15 protein-coding genes and 2 pseudogenes are annotated in these 19512 nt (G+C 60.2%); 1 reads left to right on the top strand and 16 read right to left on the bottom strand.

Annotated elements, in window-relative coordinates; translation table 11 throughout:
* Positions 1-110: 110 nt before the first annotated feature.
* The 5 genes and pseudogenes from GH664_RS13995 to GH664_RS13975 all read right to left on the bottom strand — a co-directional run bounded on the left by GH664_RS13995 (position 111) and on the right by GH664_RS13975 (position 6549).
* Positions 111-1577: a cytosine permease gene (locus tag GH664_RS13995; RefSeq protein WP_228111521.1), complete on the bottom strand. Its 1467-nt coding sequence runs from the start codon at positions 1575-1577 to the stop codon at positions 111-113.
* A gap of 355 nt (positions 1578-1932) precedes the next feature.
* Positions 1933-2769 carry a hypothetical protein gene (locus tag GH664_RS13990; RefSeq protein ID WP_228111520.1) on the bottom strand — a complete coding sequence of 279 codons (837 nt, stop codon included), beginning with the start codon at positions 2767-2769 and terminating at the stop codon, positions 1933-1935.
* 402 nt (positions 2770-3171) lie between these two features.
* Positions 3172-3942: a creatininase gene (locus GH664_RS13985; protein WP_153168684.1), complete on the bottom strand. Its 771-nt coding sequence runs from the start codon at positions 3940-3942 to the stop codon at positions 3172-3174.
* A gap of 286 nt (positions 3943-4228) precedes the next feature.
* Positions 4229-5473 (bottom strand): M24 family metallopeptidase, encoded by a 1245-nt coding sequence (locus tag GH664_RS13980; protein ID WP_194270410.1) that lies wholly within the window; start codon positions 5471-5473, stop codon positions 4229-4231.
* Between the two features lie 296 nt (positions 5474-5769).
* A pseudogene (locus tag GH664_RS13975) lies at positions 5770-6549 on the bottom strand (IS630 family transposase).
* Positions 6550-6564: 15 nt separating this feature from the next.
* On the opposite strand from GH664_RS13975, the gene GH664_RS13970 reads away from it, so the two are divergent.
* Entirely contained in the window at positions 6565-6831 is a 267-nt protein-coding gene (locus GH664_RS13970) for a hypothetical protein (protein ID WP_228111523.1), read from the top strand.
* A 12-nt stretch (positions 6832-6843) separates the two neighbouring features.
* On the opposite strand, the pseudogene GH664_RS13965 reads toward GH664_RS13970, so the two are convergent.
* From GH664_RS13965 to purU, 11 genes and pseudogenes are all read right to left on the bottom strand, one after another.
* Positions 6844-7039, bottom strand: a pseudogene (locus tag GH664_RS13965) (IS5/IS1182 family transposase); the annotation flags it as partial.
* A 46-nt stretch (positions 7040-7085) separates the two neighbouring features.
* The gene (locus GH664_RS13960; protein ID WP_153168683.1) at positions 7086-8189 is read right to left on the bottom strand and encodes an ABC transporter ATP-binding protein; all 1104 of its coding nucleotides are present in this window, start codon (positions 8187-8189) and stop codon (positions 7086-7088) included.
* Between the two features lie 51 nt (positions 8190-8240).
* Complete coding sequence (locus GH664_RS13955) at positions 8241-9050, bottom strand: ABC transporter permease (protein WP_153168696.1); 810 nt, start codon at positions 9048-9050, stop codon at positions 8241-8243.
* Entirely contained in the window at positions 9050-9892 is an 843-nt protein-coding gene (locus tag GH664_RS13950) for an ABC transporter permease (RefSeq protein ID WP_153168682.1), read from the bottom strand. The genes GH664_RS13955 and GH664_RS13950 overlap by 1 nt, the downstream gene beginning before the upstream one ends.
* Before the next feature lie 58 nt (positions 9893-9950).
* Positions 9951-11108 (bottom strand): spermidine/putrescine ABC transporter substrate-binding protein, encoded by a 1158-nt coding sequence (locus GH664_RS13945; RefSeq protein ID WP_153168681.1) that lies wholly within the window; start codon positions 11106-11108, stop codon positions 9951-9953.
* A gap of 141 nt (positions 11109-11249) precedes the next feature.
* On the bottom strand, positions 11250-12086 hold the full coding sequence (locus GH664_RS13940; protein ID WP_153168680.1) for a hypothetical protein: 837 nt from the start codon (positions 12084-12086) through the stop codon (positions 11250-11252).
* Between the two features lie 555 nt (positions 12087-12641).
* Positions 12642-14111 carry a cytosine permease gene (locus GH664_RS13935; protein ID WP_228111519.1) on the bottom strand — a complete coding sequence of 490 codons (1470 nt, stop codon included), beginning with the start codon at positions 14109-14111 and terminating at the stop codon, positions 12642-12644.
* A gap of 315 nt (positions 14112-14426) precedes the next feature.
* A complete protein-coding gene (locus GH664_RS13930) occupies positions 14427-15197 on the bottom strand; it encodes a creatininase (RefSeq protein WP_153168679.1) in 771 nt (256 codons plus the stop codon).
* A 307-nt stretch (positions 15198-15504) separates the two neighbouring features.
* On the bottom strand, positions 15505-16749 hold the full coding sequence (locus GH664_RS13925) for a M24 family metallopeptidase (protein ID WP_194270409.1): 1245 nt from the start codon (positions 16747-16749) through the stop codon (positions 15505-15507).
* Positions 16750-17041: 292 nt separating this feature from the next.
* Positions 17042-18070 (bottom strand): GlxA family transcriptional regulator, encoded by a 1029-nt coding sequence (locus GH664_RS13920; protein ID WP_228111518.1) that lies wholly within the window; start codon positions 18068-18070, stop codon positions 17042-17044.
* Between the two features lie 139 nt (positions 18071-18209).
* A complete protein-coding gene (gene purU, locus GH664_RS13915; RefSeq protein ID WP_153168677.1) occupies positions 18210-19073 on the bottom strand; it encodes a formyltetrahydrofolate deformylase in 864 nt (287 codons plus the stop codon).
* Positions 19074-19512 lie beyond the last annotated feature (439 nt).

Here is a 19512-nt window from a genome sequence, read left to right as displayed (position 1 = left end):
CTTCTCTGCGCACACTCGCGGTCAGCAACTCGACTACACTGAACATCGGCTGCTCCATGACGAGCAGCTAAAGTGCCTGGGTAAAATTCAACGCGCACCGCTGGGTAGTTTTAGACGCGCGCCGACAATCCTCGTCCCTTTGCTGGTTGCCCCCTGTCCATTGCTGAGTAACGCAGCGCGTAGCGCCGACCCAGCCAGTAGTAGAGAACTGCAGAGCTCAGGCCACCGGCGAGCCAGGAAAGATCGACCCCACCCATCGCCACGGCAATCGGGCCTTGGAACAGCGGAATGACCCCGTACATGAAAAGATACGTGCAGCCCAGACCGCCAAAGAATGCCACCATCGCCGCCGGATTGAACTTGCGCATGTGCTTGGATTCCGGCCCCTCGAAAAGGAAATCGAAATTCTTGGTATTGCGTTCAAACACGAAGCAGTGCACAGCCATGATCCCGCCCCAGGAGGCAACCCATGCCACGATGGAGATCAACCACGAATCGAGCGCGTGCGCGAAGTTGTCCTGCTTCATGAAGAACATGACCGCCAACATTGCGAAAACGCCAACCATGATCGACAGCTTGTGCCTGGAAATCTTGATATCCATGGCCTGAGCCGCCACGCCAAACGTATAGAGATTGATGATGTTGGTAGCAATTGGGCCGTGAATGACCAGCGCCAGCACGGGAATCGCGAGGACCCCGAAGTTGGAGACGATCAGTGCGCCGGGGTCAGCGGATCCATTCTTCGTTGCCAGGGTCGCGCCCAGCACCCCCAACCACACCACCGGGATGAACTGACCGAGCGTACTGGCAAGATAAAGTCGCGTCTTGCACACCGACGTCGAAACAAAGCGGGAATAGTCCGGTGCATACGTGAACCAGCCAATGCCCCAGCCGATGCCGATAGCGGTCATCACGGCACTCATGGCTGCAAGTCGCGGCATGCCGGTCAACACCTTGCCTTCAGGTCCCGCATAGGCCCAGTTGATATCGAACTGAGTCCAGGCAACAACGCTCATCGCCACCAGCACCAACACGGTAGGCGGTACAGTCCATTTTTCGAAGGCTGCGATTGCCCGATACCCGATGTAGCAAATGACGACCTGGGTGGTCATGATGGTCGCCGCCGTTGACAGACGCCACCAAAAATTCTCCGCGGTTGGATCCACCCAGCCAAGCTGTCCGAAAAGTGCCATTACCAGATCAAGAATGATCCAGGTATTCACCGCCGACCAGCCGACTGCCAGCGATGCCTGGATGGCGGCCGGCAGGTATGCCCCATATCGACCGAAAGCGGCGCGGGAAAGCACCATCCCGGTGACGCCAGTTCGTTGCCCAAGCAGCACGAAGGCGCCAAAGCCAAGCATTCCAAGCAGGTTGCCGGCCACCAGGACGGTAATCGTGTCTGCGAGCGAGAGTCCAAGATTTATCCCGAGTGCGCCCAGAATCCAGTTGATGGGCGCAACGTTTGCCCCCGACCAGATCCAAAACTGCCCCCACACACATTTGGTTCGCCGATGCTCGGGGATCGGCTGCAGCATCTCTTCAAGGTCAGCAGCGTCGCTACCATGGTTGCTCATTTTCTGTGTCTCCAATAATTCTTATAACTCGCGTATTCGATCCGAGCGATATCAACTTTCCGTTTGAAGGAATCGGTGAGATCGCCCCGCGGCATTCCTTTCAACGATTGACTTTGGTCGAGACCTCCTTGATACGAAGCGCCTGGTCATTGCGGCGCAATTTCCGGTTGCTATTGATCACGAGAGATTGGCGGGTGCGAGGAGGCCATACGGACACCGTTGCCGCCCATGCACGTTCGGATGGCCGCGACTGCCCTGGCAGTTCTCTGGCCCACACACGAAAGTGCCGAAGCACCATCGACCGGGCGTCGCACCACGTGTCAGTGCCGCGGGCCAATCATCGCCAGCACGAAAGTCAGAAATTCCAACGTACCAACAGCGTCGGCGTAGTGCGCGAATAGGTGCCGCCACCCTCGCCCACCGTCTTGCTGTAAGTAGCGTATTCGTGACGGTAGCCGACATCAAAATGCGAATTGAGCCGCAGCCACAGGTCGGGCTGCACGAAGACGGTGGTTTCCCGTTCCTTGTTGTTGAAGTTCACAAGCAGCAGCGGCGACCAGACAAATTTGTAGCCGCCGATCTCGAAAGGCAGCATCGCGAACGTGCGCCAGAACAGCGTCCGCGTGGTGCTTCCGTCATCGCCGGTGAAGCGGGCACCACGTGCATAGAAGTCGGTCTCGAAGAAGCTGAAACCGGGAACCTTCAGGTCGAAGGCGATGCCGAAATTATTGGCGCGAAAATTGGCATACGAGCCGCGCTCCAGGCGCGCCGCCAGATACACGTCCTGGATGAAGCCCAGCGACAGATTCGCACCGGTGATCTTGGAAAGGCTCAGACGCGGATTCCACACGCCGTAATATTGGTCGCTTGCCGTATCGCCAAAGGAGCCAGCCCCAACGCCGTCGAACACGCCGCCCACCTTCTTGCCGTGGTAGGTGTCGAAGAAGAAATAGTTGTCGCCGTACTCATGAACCCCGAAATGTTCGAGACGCACGGTGGTCATTTTTTCGTCGGCCGTGCCGGTGCCGAATACTGGATCGGCTTTCGACTGGGTCGTGTAGCCGACGGTCAGATTGGTGTTCTGCCAGCTTTCCGTTGCGAAGGCACTGCCACCACCGGCGATTCCGAGTGCAACACAGCAACCGGTCAGCAATCCGGCTCCAAGCTTCCGTTCAATCTTCTTGCTGCTCATTCGCTTTCCTTTGGTCTGAATTCATTGTTTTATTTTCCGGTGCCGAGGTGCTCGGACAGCGCTTGTATCGCCTTCCGGAGTCTTACTCATGGTTGGACAGGCGTTTGCAGGTGTGTGCAACATCCTCCTCGTCGATTTCGGATCACCAGACGTCAGCCGGCGTCACTGGCGAATTCGCTTGATTTTCTTTTTTAATTTTCGAATTCGACGGAGGAAGTATGGAAATCCAGCGCCCTGACGCATTTCCTTATATCGACACCGCCTGTCGCGGTGGCGACATCCCGAATCTCATTGGAAAGTTCGGCCCGAAGGTGAACGGCAATCGGCCCCGCCCGCGTTTTTCAATACCGGCAGGGCCGATTCCGATTCCGATTCGGTGTTCGGCGCGGGGGCCGCGAGCATTCAGTCGAACGCGCGCGCCAATTCGCGGCTGATACCGTCGACGCACACTTTGAGCAGCGTCTGACCATGCTGTGCACTCGCACGCTTCGCCGACGACAGACACCCGGATGCAGGTGTCCATTCCGGCTTGACCGGGAAGAAGTCGTAGGGCGGAAACTGAGCCGGCGCGTGATCGCAGACCTTCTCCATGTCGACCAGGTGGGGATGCAGATGGAGCATCAGCGAAGTCTCCAGAACGCCGCCGTGCTCGACCGCCCAGCCGGGAAATTCGCCCTGGTAGATGGCGTCGATGGCCTCCTGCGTGACGAAATCCCAGTACGACAACACCACCGTCGAAAAATCGCGGATGCCATCCCAGCGCAATTCGCGCTGGGCCAGATCGACGCCTTCGACGATGAATGCTGAATTCTCGTAATGGCCATTGACGAGAACCGTCCGCCGCACGCCATGCCGCGCAAGTTCCTTCAGGACGTCACGGATCGTCGAGGTTACGGTGAGGCCATCTAGACTCGTGCTGCCCGGCATGTGGTTCCCGCCACCACTCTTCTGTTGCGATTTGTAGCCGTAGGCGATCGGAGGTGCGACGAGGGCACCGATGCGGTCAGCAACGCGCTCGGAAATCGCCGTCGGCAGCAGCACGTCCGGGTTCATCGACATGTGCGGGCCGTGCTGTTCAAGCGCCCCGACTGGAATCAGTACAGGGGTCTTGCCGTCACGGACTCTGGCATCGTATTCGGGCCAGGCGAGCTCGGAAATGTGAACACTTTTCATTTGCAGCTTGTCTCCTTGACTTGAGTCGCCCTTCTATCCGCCGTGCCTGGTTGGCCGTCCGGACAGAGCTGTCTTTGAATTATCATCATTCAGGCGCGTTTCATCATCGCCTGTTTTCTGAACGCCATCTAATTGCGGCCGTGAGTACGCAATTGGCGACGGTGATCCCGGCAGCCGCGCAAGCGCATCTTCAATAGCAAAGAGTGTCTTCGTGCGGACGCTTGCGCCGTGGTACTCGCTCATGCGCGGCCGGCACTCCGGCCTTGCATGAGCGAGTCATGCCGGTTCAGCGCTTGATGATGTTGTGCTGGGGGCCGTACGGGAAGCCGGTGATGTTCTCGGCGCCGTCCTCGGTCACGACGAGGATGTCGTGCTCACGATAGCCGCCGGCACCCGGCATGCCCTCGGGCAGCATGATCATCGGCTCGATCGACACCACCATGCCCGGCTCGAGGACGGTCTCGATGTCTTCACGGAACTCGAGGCCGGCTTCGCGGCCGTAGTAGTGCGACAGCACGCCGAAGGAGTGGCCGTAGCCGAAGGTGCGGTACTGCAGCAGGCCGTGCTCGGCGAAGATCTCGTTGAGCTGGGCGGCGACGTCGCAGCAGCGGATGCCAGGCTTGACCAGCGCCAGACCGGCCTCGTGCACCTTGACGTTCACCTCCCACAGCTTGAGCGAGGCGTCGTCGCAGTGGTCGTAGAACATCGTGCGCTCGAGCGCGGTGTAGTAACCCGAGATCATCGAGAAGCAGTTCAGCGACAGGATGTCGCCCTTCTGCACCTTGCGCGTGGTCACCGGGTTGTGCGCGCCGTCGGTGTTGATGCCCGACTGGAACCAGGTCCAGGTGTCCATCAGCTCCGAATCCGGGAAGCGCTTGGCGATCTCGCGGATCATCGCCTGGGTCGAGGCCAGCGCCACTTCGTGCTCGGGCACGCCTTCGTGCACCGCAGCGGCCAGCGCCGCGCCACCGACGTCGCACACCTGGGCACCATGCTTGATGAGGGCGATTTCCTCGGCCGACTTTACCATGCGCATGCGCATGGTGCCGGCGCCGATATCCACGATCTGCGCGTTGGGCAGGGCTGCCTTGAGCTTTTCCAGGCGCTCGACCGGGATATGGTCGAATTCGGCGCCGACGCGACCCTTGTTCGGGATCTCCTGCTGGATCGCACGGAAATAGTTGTCGCGGCGCCAGTCGGTGTAGACCACGTTGTAGTCGCCGAAGGTGCGGCGCCACGGCTGACCGCCATCGATGTTGGCGCTGATCGATACCACCTTGTCCTGCGTCACCACCAGGCCGTAGGGGCGACCGAAGGAGCAGTACAGGAAGTCGCTGTAGTAGTTGATGTTGTGCATCGACGTGAACAGCACCGCATCGATATCGTTGGCCGCCATGTAGGCACGAAGCTTGGTCTGGCGATCGATGTACTCCTGATCCGAGAAGGTGTGCTTCACCTTCTGACCGTTCTCGATCCGCAGCAGGTCCTTCAACTCGCTCATCGACTGGGCGCCCGTCACTAGACTCGTCATGTCTCGCTCCTTTATCTCTTTCGGATTGATGTTCAACACGCTCGCCGGCTACACGCTGATAAGCCGTATCGGTCTTTTTGCGCACCGGCAACGTGGGAGTCATGCTAGTGGTCGAGCCCTCGCCGGGATTGCCGGCTGCCGACGGGTGTTTGCGTGAAAACGACTTGGGCAGATCGACACATCCAGAAAAAAGAAACCTCCGGCGAGGGATGCCGGAGGTCGGAACGTGCGGTCGAACATCAACCGCAGAGGGAGCAATACCGTTCAGTTATTAACCCGGCAAGCAAATAGCTAAATTACTGAGCGTACCGAACGTACTCATGGCTGAAATACGATCGCACTCGATCTGGCATCGCAGCGATGCGTTCCATGCACGCACGCGCCTTCTCAAGAAGCGCGGCAGCGGTCTTGGCAATCGGCCCGGAACGTATCGCCGTCTTGAGATCGCGGTTCAGGTACTCGTCGGGGTTGAGTTCCGGCGCGTACCGCGGCAGATAAAGCAGTTCGATCTTCTCGGTGTTCTCCGCGGCCCACTCGCGGACACGGTTGGCGCGATGCACGCGCAGGTTGTCGACGATCAGGAACACCTTCCGCTACACGCCCCGAATCAGATCTTTCAGGAAGACGATGAAGCGGTCGGCATCCATGGCGCCCTCGAAGAACGAGAAGCGCACCAAGCCTTGGTTGGTGATCGCCGAAATCATCGATGTCGATCCATGACGACCGGCTGGCAGTCGAATTTCAGGCATCAGCCCCGCCATCGAGTAGCCGCGCACCCAGTTCGAGTCCTGGCAAATGGCCGTCTCGTCACCCCAATCGGCATCCTCAGTCTTGGCGCGCGCAACGATCTTCGGGTACTCGTCCTCGAACCACGCCTTGAGCCGGGCCGGATCCTGCTCGAGCGCACGCTTTACTGGTCGCTGCGGCGTGAAACCCCAGCCCCGAAGATACTCACCGACCGTGCGAATGGGCATGTCGATGCCAAAGAGCTGCCTGATGGCGAGTATGACCGCGCCACGATTCCACAGCGCGAACTCGAGCTGAATCTGGGCGGGATTCGAACCGACGATCTTCAAACGCAACTGCTCCTCTTGAACAAACGTCAGCGTTCGCCCCGAACCGTGGCGTCGACCACGTTGCCCGCCCTTGATCACCGTATCGACACTGCCGACCTGGGGGTGCCGCGCGCATTTCAAAACGGTACCGACATGAACCCCGCACACTTCCGCGATGTGCGCTCACGTGTAACCTTGTTTGCGAAGCACGAACCCTTGGCGACGGATATGTTCGAGGGCTTCGGGCGGCAGTTTTCTGGCATCGATCTTTTCCATGCCAGAATTATGTCAAAACCTATTTGATTTCCTGGTTAATAGAACATGCAGGCTCATCGCGGTTCGCGCATTCAAGTCGCTTGGTCAAGAAGTGCGTCGCGCCCATCCAGGCCTTCAAGGTACCGAAGGGATGTTCGACGGTCCGCCGTCAGATGCGCATACTCTCCGGCGCTTTATCCAGCCGCGCCTGCATCAGCTCAAGCTCCTCCTCGTGCGCCCAACGGCTCACACGCCGGCGCCCCCGCCGTTGCGCGGTTCCTGCGACGAAGCGGCAACACTCATTACGCACCCGCGCTCAGCTTGGCCCCACTGAAGCAGTGCGCCGCAGCGGACGGCCAGGAGGCCACCACCGAGTCTCCCGGCTGCAAGCCGAGGCAGTCGTAGGTCCGCTCCGGCAGAATCACCTTCAAGTCGTCCTCGATGCCAGGAACCTCCAGGAACAGCGTGACCATGTTGCCGATGAACTTGTGGCTCAGAAATCGCGCCGTTACATGGTTTTCGTGCTGTGGAGCGCTGCCGATGGCAATCTGATCGGCATTGATGTAGAAATCGGCCGGCGCTCCGTGCGACGCGGCGCAGCCACCGCGGGACACCGTCATGGATCCGGTCGCGGTGTTCACCCGGATCGACTGATCACCCACCTCGGCGACACTCCCTCTCAGGATGGTCACGTTGCCGATGAACTCGGCGACGAAGCGATTGGCTGGATGCCGGTAGACGCTCTGAGGCGAAGCGATCTGCTCGACCTTCCCGCGGCTCATGATCACCACGCGGTCGGCCATCGAGAAAGCCTCGGTCTGGCTGTGTGTGACATACACGAAGGTAATGCCGAGCTCCCGCTGCAGCGAGCGCAGCAAGGCCTGCATGCGCACGCTCAGGTGGGCATCCAGCGCGCTCAGCGGCTCATCCAGAAGCAGTACCTTAGGTTCGGTGACCAGCGCACGCGCGAGGGCGACCCGCTGCCGCTGGCCGCCGGAGAGCTGCATCACGTTGCTGCTCGCGAACTCGCCGAGTTCCAGCTTTTGTAGCCAGGCCAGCGAGCGGCGCTCGCGCTCTGCCTTATTGACGCCGCGCATCTTTAGGCCGAAACCGACGTTGTCGAGCACGCTCAGGAATGGGAACAGTGCAAGGCTCTGCCACACCAGCGGGAGTTCCCTGCGCCACGGCGGCAGCCCCTTCTGCGACCGCCCTTCGAGACGGATCTCGCCCGTCGAGGGTTCCTCGAGCCCAGCCAGCATGCGAAGCATCGTCGTCTTGCCACAGCCACTCGACCCCATGATGGCGAGGAACTCTCCCTCGCGGATCCCGAATGATGTTTCGGTCACTGCCGTATAGTCACCGAACCGCTTTGATACGCCATCGATTTCTACCAGTGCTTCGGTCATGATGAATCTCGCAAGAATGAATCGATTTCTGAAAGCAAAGGCGGTCTCGAACTAGGCCGGACTACCACCGGCGCCCGACTGCTTTGCCTTTCCGACGCCGGAGAACGCCATACCCATGGCTACCAACAGGATCGACGAACTGAACACGACGGTGCCGATCGCATTGATGACGGGACTGACCTGACCTTGCAGGAACACGAGCACGCGCACCGGTACGGTTTCATTCAGACCGGAGACGAACCAGGCAACAGCGAATTCGTCGAACGACACCGCGGCCGTGATCAGGAAGGAGGCGATCAGGCTCTGCTTGCAGAACGGGATCACCACATGCCAAAGGGTTTGCGCCGGCGACGCATGAAGGTTCCATGACGCCTCTTCGAGCGCGTCGTCCATCTGCGCCAGGCGCAGACGGATCATCGCCATCGCGAACGGCAAGGCGATCACGACGTGACTGATCAGGACTGCACCGATCTCCCCGGCGATGTTGATCCGCGACAGGTACGACAGCATGCCCAGACCCATGATCACCGCTGGAATCGTGGGCGGCAGCAGCATCAGCAGACTGAACAGCGACTTTCCGCGAAAGACGAAGCGATAGTCGCAGTAGGCAGCGCAGAAACCAAGAACCGTCGACAGCGACGCTACTGGAATCGCCACCATCAGGCTGCGCTGGAACGCCTCGATGATCAGCGGATCCGTGAACGTGGCGCGATACCAGTCTGCGGTGAAGCCCGTCAGCGGCAACGCAGGAAATCGGTCGGCGTTGAAGGAGAAGACCAAGCTGGCCACGATGGGCGCCAGAATGAAAACAAAGGTGTAGGCCGTGTAGGCCCAGCCGAACCATCGAGCAAACCGCAGCATCACTTGCGCCTCCCATACGCAAGACGCACCGCGACCAGCGAGGTCGCAACCAGCGTCAGGATCATCACGATCGCCACGACTGCCGCGCGTGGCCATTGCTGGCCGGATTTGGTGGTGTCAATGATGAGGTTGCTGAGGGTAGGCGGTGCGCCGCCGCCCAGATAGGTCGGTGCGACAAAATCGCCGAAGGCGAGAATGAAGGCGAACAGTGCGCCAACCACGAGCGATGGTTTGCCTAGCGGAATGATCACGTTGAACAGCGTACGCACCGGACCCGCTCGCAGATTTTGGGCGGCCTCGATGAGGCTGCGATCGATCTGGGCCAGCCCCATGGTCTGCACAAGCGTCACCAATGGCAGCGACAGCGTTACGTAACCGACGAGCGAGCCGAAGTTCGTATTGAGCATCGGCAAGGGGTCGATGCCCAGCACTCCGAAAAGCGCGTTGACGATGCCATTGTCTGAAAGAAAGGCCTGCCACGAATAGACGCGGACGAGGTAGCTGGTGAAGAAGGGCACCACCAGGAACATGAGCGCGAGCTTTCGCGTCCGCTCGGGAACGGTGAACGCCAGACTGCACGCAGCAGGAAACGAACAACACGTGGTCACGATCGCCGCGCCGAGTGCCAGGACCCAGGTGTGTCCATAGGCCGACCAGAACGCGCTTCGGCTCAGCATGAAATCCCAGTTCTTGAGCGTCAGGTCCGGTTGCAGACGGAAATTCGAAATGCTCCAGAACGAAATGACGAAAAGGAAGAGCAGCGGCAGCAGGAAGAATGCGAGCTGCCACAGCAAGGGCGGAAGCAGCAACGGCCACCGACGGCGAAGCGTGTTCGACGACATGGTGAGGACTCCGGGAACAATGCCGGACCGACGGCGAGTCGGCCCGGCAGGGAGAAGATCAGGCGCCTTCCTTGTACTCGGACCAGAAGTCATTCCAGTCCTCGATGCTCTGCTGCACCGGTAGTTGTCGGAACGTGATCTTCCCGGAGCGAATGTCGTCCATGACGCTATGGCCCTGCAGCACCATTCCTTGGCGCCTGGCCTCGGTAGGGTCGCTCTGCGCAAGCAATTCCCAGCCCTTGCGATTGGGAATCAGAGCCGGATAGGCCAACATCTTGGCGGACTTCACCTGACCGTGTGCGGAAGTGATGTACTGGATGAAGGCTTTGGCGAGATCACGATTGCGCGTCCCCTTGCCGATGGAAAGGGATTCCGTCCACTGCAGACCGCCCTCGTCCGGCACGACCGAGTTCACCTTGGCGCCGGAGCGCGCCAGCGTTCCGGTGATCCAGTCGCCGATGCCGCACACGAGCTGCAGCTGACCGTTCTTCAGCCCGCTGAAGGTGCCGCCGTAATCGAAGAACCCGGCAACCTGCGGGCGCAGCGTCTTCATCACGGTTTTCAGCTTGGCGAACTGATCCCGATCGAGTTTGTACGGCACCTTGTTGCCCGCATAGAGGCTCACCTGCCCCATGTTCGGCAGGTACCAGTCGAAATGCCCGACCTTGCCCTTGTAGGCCGAATCCCAATACACCTTGTACGAACGCGCCTTGCTCTCGGGTACCGCATCGGTGTTGTACGCAACGCCGAGAAAACCAAACCGGACCATGACCGCATACAGGTCATTACCGTCCCAGTGCCCCGGGAAGCGCTGGAACTCGGGGAAATAATCGTCGAAGGCATAGTCCTTCGCCTCTAGACGCTCGAGATACCCGGCCTTGCGCAATTGCGGCACGTACTCGGCGTCGGAGAGGATGAGGTCGTACGTGCCCGCCGGCGACTGGGATACCAGTGCGAGCATGTTGTCGCCGCCCGTGTAGTACTTGGGCTTGACCTTGCAGTTGTACTTGGCTTCGAACTCGGCAACGATGTCCGGCTCGGCGTGGCCGTACCATGCCAAAATCGTCAGCGTTCGCGGCTGACCGGTCGCGGCCTGCGCCAGGCTGGTCGAGCTCATCATCGACAGCGGCAAGGCGCTTCCCACCGCCAATGCCCCGCCTCCCTGCAGGAAACGACGGCGGAAAGGGGACTGCAGGGTTTTCTCTTCGTCTTTCATCTTCAACTCCTTTGGTACGAGTCGATCGGTTGGCCACGACTGCTCCTGCAGTTCTCTCGGCCGGCGAAACACCTTGGGCCTCGCAACCGGTCGGCCAACCTTGCTGGATGACCCTGTAACCGGCCGCGAATTCGCAATGAATCAGAAGTTCCAGCGCACCATCAGCGTCGGCGTGGTCCGCGAATACCGGCCACCGCCCTCGCTATCTGGCTTGCTGTAGGTGGCGTACTCATGCCGATAGCCGACGTCGAAATGAGAATTGAGCTTCAGCCAGAGATCGGGCTGGACGAAGACGGTGGTTTCCCGCTCCTTATTGTTGAAGTTCACCAGGAGCAGCGGAGACCAAACGAACTTGAAGCCGCCCAATTCGAACGGCAACATGGCGAACGTGCGCCAGAACAGCGTGCGCGTGGTACTTCCGTCATCGCCGGTGAAGCGGGCGCCGCGGGCGTAGAAATCGGTTTCAAAGAAGCTGAAACCGGGAACCTTCAGGTCGAAAGCGACGCCGAAATTGTTGGCACGGAAGTTGGCATACGAGCCGCGCTCCAGGCGCGCCGCCAGATATACATCCTGGATGAAGCCGAGCGACAGGTTCGCTCCGCTTATCTTCGACAGGCTCAGCCGCGGGTTCCACACGCCATAGTATTGATCGCTCGCAGTATCACCGAACGAGCCGGCGCCGACCCCGCCGAAAACGCCGCCTACCTTGTTGCCATGGTAGGTATCAAAGAAGAAGTAGTTGTCGCCGTACTCATGAACCCCGAAATGTTCAAGGCGCACGGTGGTCAGTTTCTCGTCGGCAGTACCGGTACCGAATACCGGATCCGCTTTCGACTGGGTCGTATAGCCGACGGTCAAGTTGGTGTTCTGCCAGCTCTCCGCTGAGAAGGCGCTGCTGGCGCCTCCGACTGCCAGCGCGACACAGCAACTGGCCAAAAATCCGACGCTCGCCGTGCGTTCAATCTTCTTCCCGCTCATTCGCTTTCCTTTGGTCTGAATTCATTGTTTTGTCTTCCGGTGCCGATCTGCTCGGGCAGTTTCGGATTTTTATTCCGGAATCATTCTCGTGCCTGAATACGTGGCTGGGTGTGCGCAGCGTCCTCCTCATCGAACTCGACTCCCCCGACGCCGGGCGGCGTCACTCGCGAATTCACTAGATTTGTCGCTCTAATTCTCGAATTCGCCGGCCGTAGTATGGAAATGGCGCACCCTGATCCATTGCTTGAAATCGACGGCCCTTTTCGCGGAAGCGACATCCCGAAAGACACCGCGAAATACGCTTTGCACGGTGAACGGAGATCGGCCCCGCCCGCGCCTTTCGACACGGACGGGGCCGATTCCTTTACGGTGGGCCGCGCGGCGCAGACCGCCGCCTCTTACTCGAAAACGCTCTCCGCTTCCCGACTGATTCCGTAAATGCAAGCTCTCTGCAGCATCACGCCATACTGCGCGCTGGAACGTTTCGTTGATGCCCTCTTCATGTCCACTCCCAGCACCTTGCCATTCTGCAACCGAGACGGTAGCGACGCAGCTTTAATTCAGACGCACCGCCGCTACACGCATCGTTGGCGTTCGTACCCTTGCTGCTTGTGAATAACGTAGCGCATACCGCCGACCCAGCAAATAGTAGATGATTGCGGAGCTGAGGCCACCGGCGAGCCAGGAAAGATCGACCCCACCCATTGCGACGGCAATGGGGCCTTGGAACAGCGGAATGACTCCGTACATGAAAAGGTACGTACATCCCAGACCGCCGAAGAATGCCACCATGGCCGCCGGATTGAATTTGTGCATGTGCTTGGATTCCGGCCCCTCGAAGAGAAAGTCGAAATTCTTGGTATTGCGTTCAAACACGAAGCAGTGAACCGCCATAATGCCTCCCCAAGCGGCAACCCATGCAACGATGGAAATCAACCATGAGTCGAGCGCATGTGCGAAATTGTCCTGCTTCATGAAGAACATGACTGCCAACATTGCGAAGACGCCAACCATGATAGACAGCTTGTGCCTCGATATCTTGATATCCATGGCCTGAGCCGCCACACCGAATGTGTAGAGGTTGATGATGTTCGTTGCAATTGGGCCATGAATGACGAGTGCCAGCACAGGGATCGCGAGAACTCCAAAGTTGGAGACGATCAATGCGCCAGGGTCTGCGCTTCCATTCTTCGTTGCCAGCGTCGCGCCCAGCACGCCCAACCACACCACGGGAATGAACTGTCCGAGCGTACTGGCAAGATAAAGGCGCATCTTGCACACGGACGTCGAAACAAAGCGCGAATAGTCCGGTGCATAAGTGAACCAGCCGATGCCCCAACCAATGCCGATCGCGGTCATTACGGCGCTCATGGCTGCCAGACGCGGCATGCCGGTCAGCACCTTGCCTTCGGGACCTGCGTAGGCCCAGTTGATATCGAACTGAGTCCAGGCAACAACGCTCATTGCCATCAGCACCAACACCGTGGGCGGCACAGTCCATTTTTCGAACGCAGCAATTGCCCGATAGCCGACGTAACAAATCACGACCTGAGTAGTCATGATGGTCGCTGCAGTCGATAGACGCCACCAGAAATTCTCGGCGGTCGGATCCACCCAACCAAGCTGACCGAAGAGCGCCATCACCAGATCGAGGATAATCCACGTATTCACGGCGGACCAGCCAACCGCGAGCGATGCCTGGATGGCAGCAGGCAGATACGCTCCATACCGACCGAAGGCGGCTCTGGAGAGCACCATCCCGGTGACGCCGGTTCGTTGCCCAAGCAGCACAAAGGCGCCAAATCCCAGCATTCCAACCACGTTACCCGCCACCAGGACTGTAATCGTGTCCGCAAGCGAGAGTCCTAGGTTGATACCGAGTGCCCCTAGGATCCAGTTGATGGGTGCAACATTTGCGCCCGACCAGATCCAAAACTGTCCCCAAACGGATCTCGTCCGCCGATTCTCGGGGATCGGTTGCAGCATCTCTTCCAAGTCAGCAGCATCGCCACCATGGTTACTCATTTTATATGTCTCCAATAATTCTTATAGCTCGCGATTTGGGTCCGGACGACATCGGCGCTCCGATTAATGGAAGCGGCAAGATCGCCCCGCGGCACTCCTTAATGCAATCAAATTTTGTCGATACGTCCTTGATATGAGATGGGAAGGCCTTGCAGCCCAATTGCGGATTGATGATGATCAGAACAGCAGCGGGTGTAGGTCATGAGTCACCCATATGGGACACCCATGCGCAAGCCGCTTATTCGACAGCGTCAAGGATGAGCGGTCACCTGGCACGAGCGCGCCTATCGCCGTTCGGCGCGGCGCGGTCGTCATTCAGTCGAACGCGCCCGCCAGTTCGCGGCTGATTCCGTCCACGCAAACCTTCAGCAACGTTTCGCCATGCTGCGCGCTTGCACGTTTTGCCGATGACAGGCAACCGGATGGCGGCGTCCATTCGGGCTTGATCGGGAAGAAATCGTAAGGCGGAAACTGTGCCGGTGCGTGATCGCAGACCTTCTCCATATCGACCAGGTGCGGATGCAGATGGAGCATCAACGACGTTTCCAGAACGCCGCCGTGCTCAACCGCCCAACCGGGAAATTCACCCTGGTAGATTGCGTCGATTGCTTCCTGCGTGACGAAATCCCAATAGGAGAGGACCACTGTCGAAAAATCGCGGATTCCGTCCCAGCGCAATTCGCGTTGCGCAAGGTCCACGCCCTCGACGATGAACGCTGAGTTCTCGTAATGGCCATTGACGAGAACCGTCCGTCTCACGCCATGACGCGCAAGTTCCTTCAGGACGTCGCGGATCGTCGAAGTTACGGTGAGGCCATCCAGACTCGTGGTGCCGGGCATGTGATTTCCGCCGCCACTCTTCTGTTGCGACTTGTAGCCATAGGCAATCGGCGGTGCGACGAGCGCGCCGATGCGGTCAGCGACGCGCTCTGAAATCGCAGTGGGAAGCAGCACGTCTGGGTTCATTGACATGTGCGGACCATGCTGTTCAAGCGCCCCGACCGGAATCAGGACAGGCGTTTTGCCGTCACGCACGCGAGCATCGTATTCGGGCCACGCGAGCTCCGAAATGTGTACACTTTTCATTTGAAGCTTGTCTCCTTGACTTGTTTCGCTCCTCGTGGCCGCGGTGCATGGCCGGACGATCGGAACGATTCGTCTTCGAATTATCGTTATTCAAGCGCGCTTTATCATCGCCTTTTTGCGGCGGGCCTTTGGTCGCGACTACTCACCGTGATTCCTGCCTCCGATGCTCCGACCTTGCATTGTGCTTTCGCTCCGCTTGCCCGAGCCGCCAACGCTGACGAGGCTGTCCTCGATCAGACGCTGGCGGCCGGGCGCCCCCTCATGCGGCGCCTGTGCTCTTGGCCTCGCATGAGTGCGTTACGCCGCTTCAGCGCTTGATGATGTTGTGCTGCGGCCCGTACGGGAAGCCGGTGATGTTCTCGGCGCCGTTCTCGGTCACGACAAGGATGTCGTGCTCGCGGTAGCCGCCGGCACCCGGCATGCCTTCGGGCAGCATGATCATCGGCTCGATCGACACCACCATACCCGGCTCGAGGACGGTCTCGATGTCTTCACGGAACTCGAGGCCGGCTTCGCGGCCGTAGTAGTGCGACAGCACCCCGAAGGAGTGACCGTAGCCGAAGGTGCGGTACTGCAGCAGGCCGTGCTCGGCGAAGATCTCGTTGAGCTGGGCGGCGACGTCGCAGCAGCGGATGCCAGGCTTGACCAGCGCCAGACCGGCCTCGTGCACCTTGACGTTGACCTCCCACAGCTTGAGCGAGGCGTCGTCGCAGTGGTCGTAGAACATCGTGCGCTCGAGCGCGGTGTAGTAGCCCGAGATCATCGAGAAGCAGTTCAGCGACAGGATGTCGCCCTTCTGCACCTTGCGCGTGGTCACCGGGTTGTGCGCGCCGTCGGTGTTGATGCCCGACTGGAACCAGGTCCAGGTGTCCATCAGCTCCGAATCCGGGAAGCGCTTGGCGATCTCGCGGATCATCGCCTGGGTCGAGGCCAGCGCCACTTCGTGCTCGGGCACGCCTTCGTGCACCGCAGCGGCCAGCGCCGCGCCACCGACGTCGCACACCTGGGCACCATGCTTGATGAGGGCGATTTCCTCGGCCGACTTTACCATGCGCATGCGCATGGTGCCGGCGCCGATATCCACGATCTGCGCGTTGGGCAGGGCTGCCTTGAGCTTTTCCAGGCGCTCGACCGGGATATGGTCGAATTCGGCGCCGACGCGACCCTTGTTCGGGATCTCCTGCTGGATCGCACGGAAATAGTTGTCGCGGCGCCAGTCGGTGTAGACCACATTGTAGTCGCCGAAGGTGCGGCGCCACGGCTGACCGCCATCGATGTTGGCGCTGATCGATACCACCTTGTCCTGCGTCACCACGAGGCCGTAGGGGCGGCCGAAGGAGCAGTAAAGGAAATCGCTGTAGTAGTTGATGTTGTGCATCGACGTGAACAGCACCGCATCGATATCGTTGGCCGCCATGTAGGCACGAAGCTTGGTCTGGCGATCGATGTACTCCTGATCCGAGAAGGTGTGCTTCACCTTCTGACCGTTCTCGATCCGCAGCAGGTCCTTCAACTCGCTCATCGACTGGGCGCCCGTCACTAGACTCGTCATGTCTCGCTCCTTTATCTCTTTCGGATTGATGTTCAACACGCTCGCCGGCTACACGCTGATAAGCCGTATCGGTCTTTTTGCGCACCGGCAACGTGGGAGTCATGCTAGTGGTCGAGCCCTCGCCGGGATTGCCGGCTGCCGACGGGTGTTTGCGTGAAAACGACTTGGGCAGATCAACACATCCAGAAAAAAGAAACCTCCGGCGAGGGGTGCCGGAGGTCGGAACGTGCGGTTGAACATCAACCGCAGAGGGAGAGTCGGTTGCGGGCAGCGCAGACGCGCTGCGCCACCGTCAGGCGGGCGGCCTGGGGGTCTCGTCACCATCGCAGATCTGCCGGCGACGCTCCGCACTCGGGGAGATGCCGAAGCTTGCGTGATAGCGATGGGAGAAGTGCGCGAACGACACGAAGCCGCAGGCCATCACGATGTCGGAGATCGGCCGATTGGTGCGCGTCAGTAACTGTCGTGCGCGGTCGAGGCGCAACTGCAGATAATACTGCCGCGGCGTGCACTGCAAGGTCTCGCGAAAAAGGCGTTCGAGCTGGCGCGCGGAAAACTGCATGTGGGCCGCCAGTTCCTCCATCGACAGCGGCTCCTCGATGTTGCATGCCATCAGCTTGATCGCTTCGACCAGTTTGGGATGCGAAGCGCCCGACACATCGCGCAGCGAAGTCCTCTGTCGCTCGTCGGGGCCGCGGCGTTCGTAGATCAGGTACTCCGCCACGGCAGACGCCACCTTGCGGCCTCCGCTGCCCAGGCCGATCAGGTGGATCATCATCTCCACCGGCGCGATGCCACCGCTGCAGGAGCAGCGGTCGCGATCGACCTCGTAGATCTTGTTCGACACCACCAGCCGCGGAAAGCGATCCAGCAGCGCATCCATGTCCTCCCAGTGGATGGTGCTGCGGTGGCCATCGAGCAGGCCGGCACAGGCGAGAAAGTAGCTGCCGGTATCGACGCCGCCGAGCGGCACGCCCTTCGCAGCAAGGGTGCGCAGCCAATGGATGATCGGTTCGGTCCCAGCCGAAGGCAGGGGATTGGGGCCGATCACGATGACGGCGTCAAGATTGTTCGCATCGACCGCAGCCATGTCGGGCTGCACGCAGACCCCGGCGCTGGAGCGCACCGGCGTACCATCCATGGTCAGCGTGATGCACTCGTAGAGCGTGCGCCGGGCCGCCACGTTGGCAAGGCGCAGCGGGTCGACGGCAGCGCCGAAGCCGATCAGCGTGAAGCTCGGAACAAGCAGGAAACCGAAGCGGACCGGCGCGTCACCGCCCCGTCCAGCCCAGTGTTTGCCGGAATCATCAGGAAGAGCCATTGTCATCGTCGTCCAGCAGGGACAGAACGCCGCGCCGGTGCGGGTAAGCGCATCCGACACAGCACACGGGCGCCTCGAGGACGAGGCGCCCGCCGCGGTCCGTCACCCGCACGCTGGCGGGCAGGCCGGAACCCTATGTCTATGGTAGTACGACGGTGCGCGAGCCGTTGAGGAAAACCCTGCGTTCGACGTGGTAATGAACGGCACGCGCGAGCGCCTGGCACTCCATGTCCCGCCCGACCGACAGCAGTTGCTCCGGCCTGTGCGCGTGACTGACGCGGTCGACGACCTGCTCGATGATCGGACCTTCGTCGAGGTCGTTCGTCACGTAGTGCGCCGTTGCACCGATCACCTTGACGCCGCGCGCGTGCGCCTGGTGGTAAGGCTTCGCTCCCTTGAAGCCCGGCAGGAAGGAATGATGGATGTTGATGGCGCGGCCGGACAGTTTTTCGCACAGCTCGGCCGACAGGATCTGCATGTAGCGCGCCAGCACGACCAGTTCCGCACCGGTGTCAGCGACCAGTTGCAGCAGCTTCGCCTCCTGCTGCGGCTTGGTGGCCTCGGTGACGGGCAGATGATGGAACGGAATCCCCTCAGCGCTTGCCAGATGCGCAAGATCCGGATGGTTGGAAACGACCGCGACGATGTCGATTGGCAGCTCCCCGATGCGCCAGCGATACAGAAGGTCGCGCAGACAGTGGTCGAGCTTGGACACCATGATGAGCACTTTCGGGCGTTCGCGAAGTTCGTGCATCGCCCAGTCCATGCCGAAGCGCGCGGCCAGCGGTCCGAATTCCTCCCGGATCGTGGGCGGAATCGCCCGATCGTCCGAGGCCGGCCTGAACACGCAACGCACGAAGAAGCGACCGCTCAGCTCGTCGTCGAAACAAGAGAATTCGCTGATGTAGCACGACTGCCGGTCGAGAAACGTCGATACCGCCGCCACTTGGCCTGGCGCACTCGGCGCTGCAACGTTGAGAATCCAGTGCTGGTCCGCAGACATGGTCGTGTGTCTCCTGAATTGTTCTTTGGTGTTCGGCAAATTACGCCAGGCTGGACAAAGCAACTTGTCTGAGCGCGACAGCCATGCACCGGATTTCGACGTCCGGGGCGTTTTCAGGAACGTTCGTCGTGGCCGATCGCGGCGGGCGCCCTCCCCCTCCCGCGGGTCAAGCTCCAAGCCGGCGCGCCAGCGGCGCCGGTCACCCTCCGTTCCACGACAGTCGGCGGATAGTCTCGATCATCCCAGGGATGCCCTCGACGCTGCTCCGGCTGAACACGCGCGCGTCCGCGCCGACTATGATCGGGTCTTGCGCCGCGGGATCGCATCCATCGGATCACGGCTTCATCGGACTCCAATGTCGCGATGGCGACAAGCCTGGCGCTGGCGATGAGGCGACGCGGCGATGCGGCGATGGCAGCACCACAGCCTCGAGCGACGA

The organism is Thauera sp. 2A1 (assembly GCF_009469595.2).
In the GTDB taxonomy this organism is placed as follows: domain Bacteria; phylum Pseudomonadota; class Gammaproteobacteria; order Burkholderiales; family Rhodocyclaceae; genus Thauera.
The sequence above is the reverse complement of the archived record's forward strand: the minus strand, read 5'-3'. Positions and strand labels throughout refer to the sequence as shown.

Bases quoted from the DNA above. Each gene is read 5' to 3' on its own strand.
- GH664_RS13985 (WP_153168684.1), bottom strand. From the start codon at position 3,942: ATGAAAAGTGTTCACATTTCCGAGCTCGCCTGGCCCGAATACGATGCC.
- GH664_RS13930 (WP_153168679.1), bottom strand. From the start codon at position 15,197: ATGAAAAGTGTACACATTTCGGAGCTCGCGTGGCCCGAATACGATGCT.
- GH664_RS13990 (WP_228111520.1), bottom strand. From the start codon at position 2,769: ATGAGCAGCAAGAAGATTGAACGGAAGCTTGGAGCCGGATTGCTGACC.
- GH664_RS13935 (WP_228111519.1), bottom strand. From the start codon at position 14,111: ATGAGTAACCATGGTGGCGATGCTGCTGACTTGGAAGAGATGCTGCAA.
- GH664_RS13950 (WP_153168682.1), bottom strand. From the start codon at position 9,892: ATGTCGTCGAACACGCTTCGCCGTCGGTGGCCGTTGCTGCTTCCGCCC.
- GH664_RS13955 (WP_153168696.1), bottom strand. From the start codon at position 9,050: ATGCTGCGGTTTGCTCGATGGTTCGGCTGGGCCTACACGGCCTACACC.
- GH664_RS13960 (WP_153168683.1), bottom strand. From the start codon at position 8,189: ATGACCGAAGCACTGGTAGAAATCGATGGCGTATCAAAGCGGTTCGGT.
- purU (WP_153168677.1), bottom strand. From the start codon at position 19,073: ATGTCTGCGGACCAGCACTGGATTCTCAACGTTGCAGCGCCGAGTGCG.
- GH664_RS13995 (WP_228111521.1), bottom strand. From the start codon at position 1,577: ATGAGCAACCATGGTAGCGACGCTGCTGACCTTGAAGAGATGCTGCAG.
- GH664_RS13945 (WP_153168681.1), bottom strand. From the start codon at position 11,108: ATGAAAGACGAAGAGAAAACCCTGCAGTCCCCTTTCCGCCGTCGTTTC.
- GH664_RS13925 (WP_194270409.1), bottom strand. From the start codon at position 16,749: ATGACGAGTCTAGTGACGGGCGCCCAGTCGATGAGCGAGTTGAAGGAC.
- GH664_RS13920 (WP_228111518.1), bottom strand. From the start codon at position 18,070: ATGGCTCTTCCTGATGATTCCGGCAAACACTGGGCTGGACGGGGCGGT.
- GH664_RS13940 (WP_153168680.1), bottom strand. From the start codon at position 12,086: ATGAGCGGGAAGAAGATTGAACGCACGGCGAGCGTCGGATTTTTGGCC.
- GH664_RS13980 (WP_194270410.1), bottom strand. From the start codon at position 5,473: ATGACGAGTCTAGTGACGGGCGCCCAGTCGATGAGCGAGTTGAAGGAC.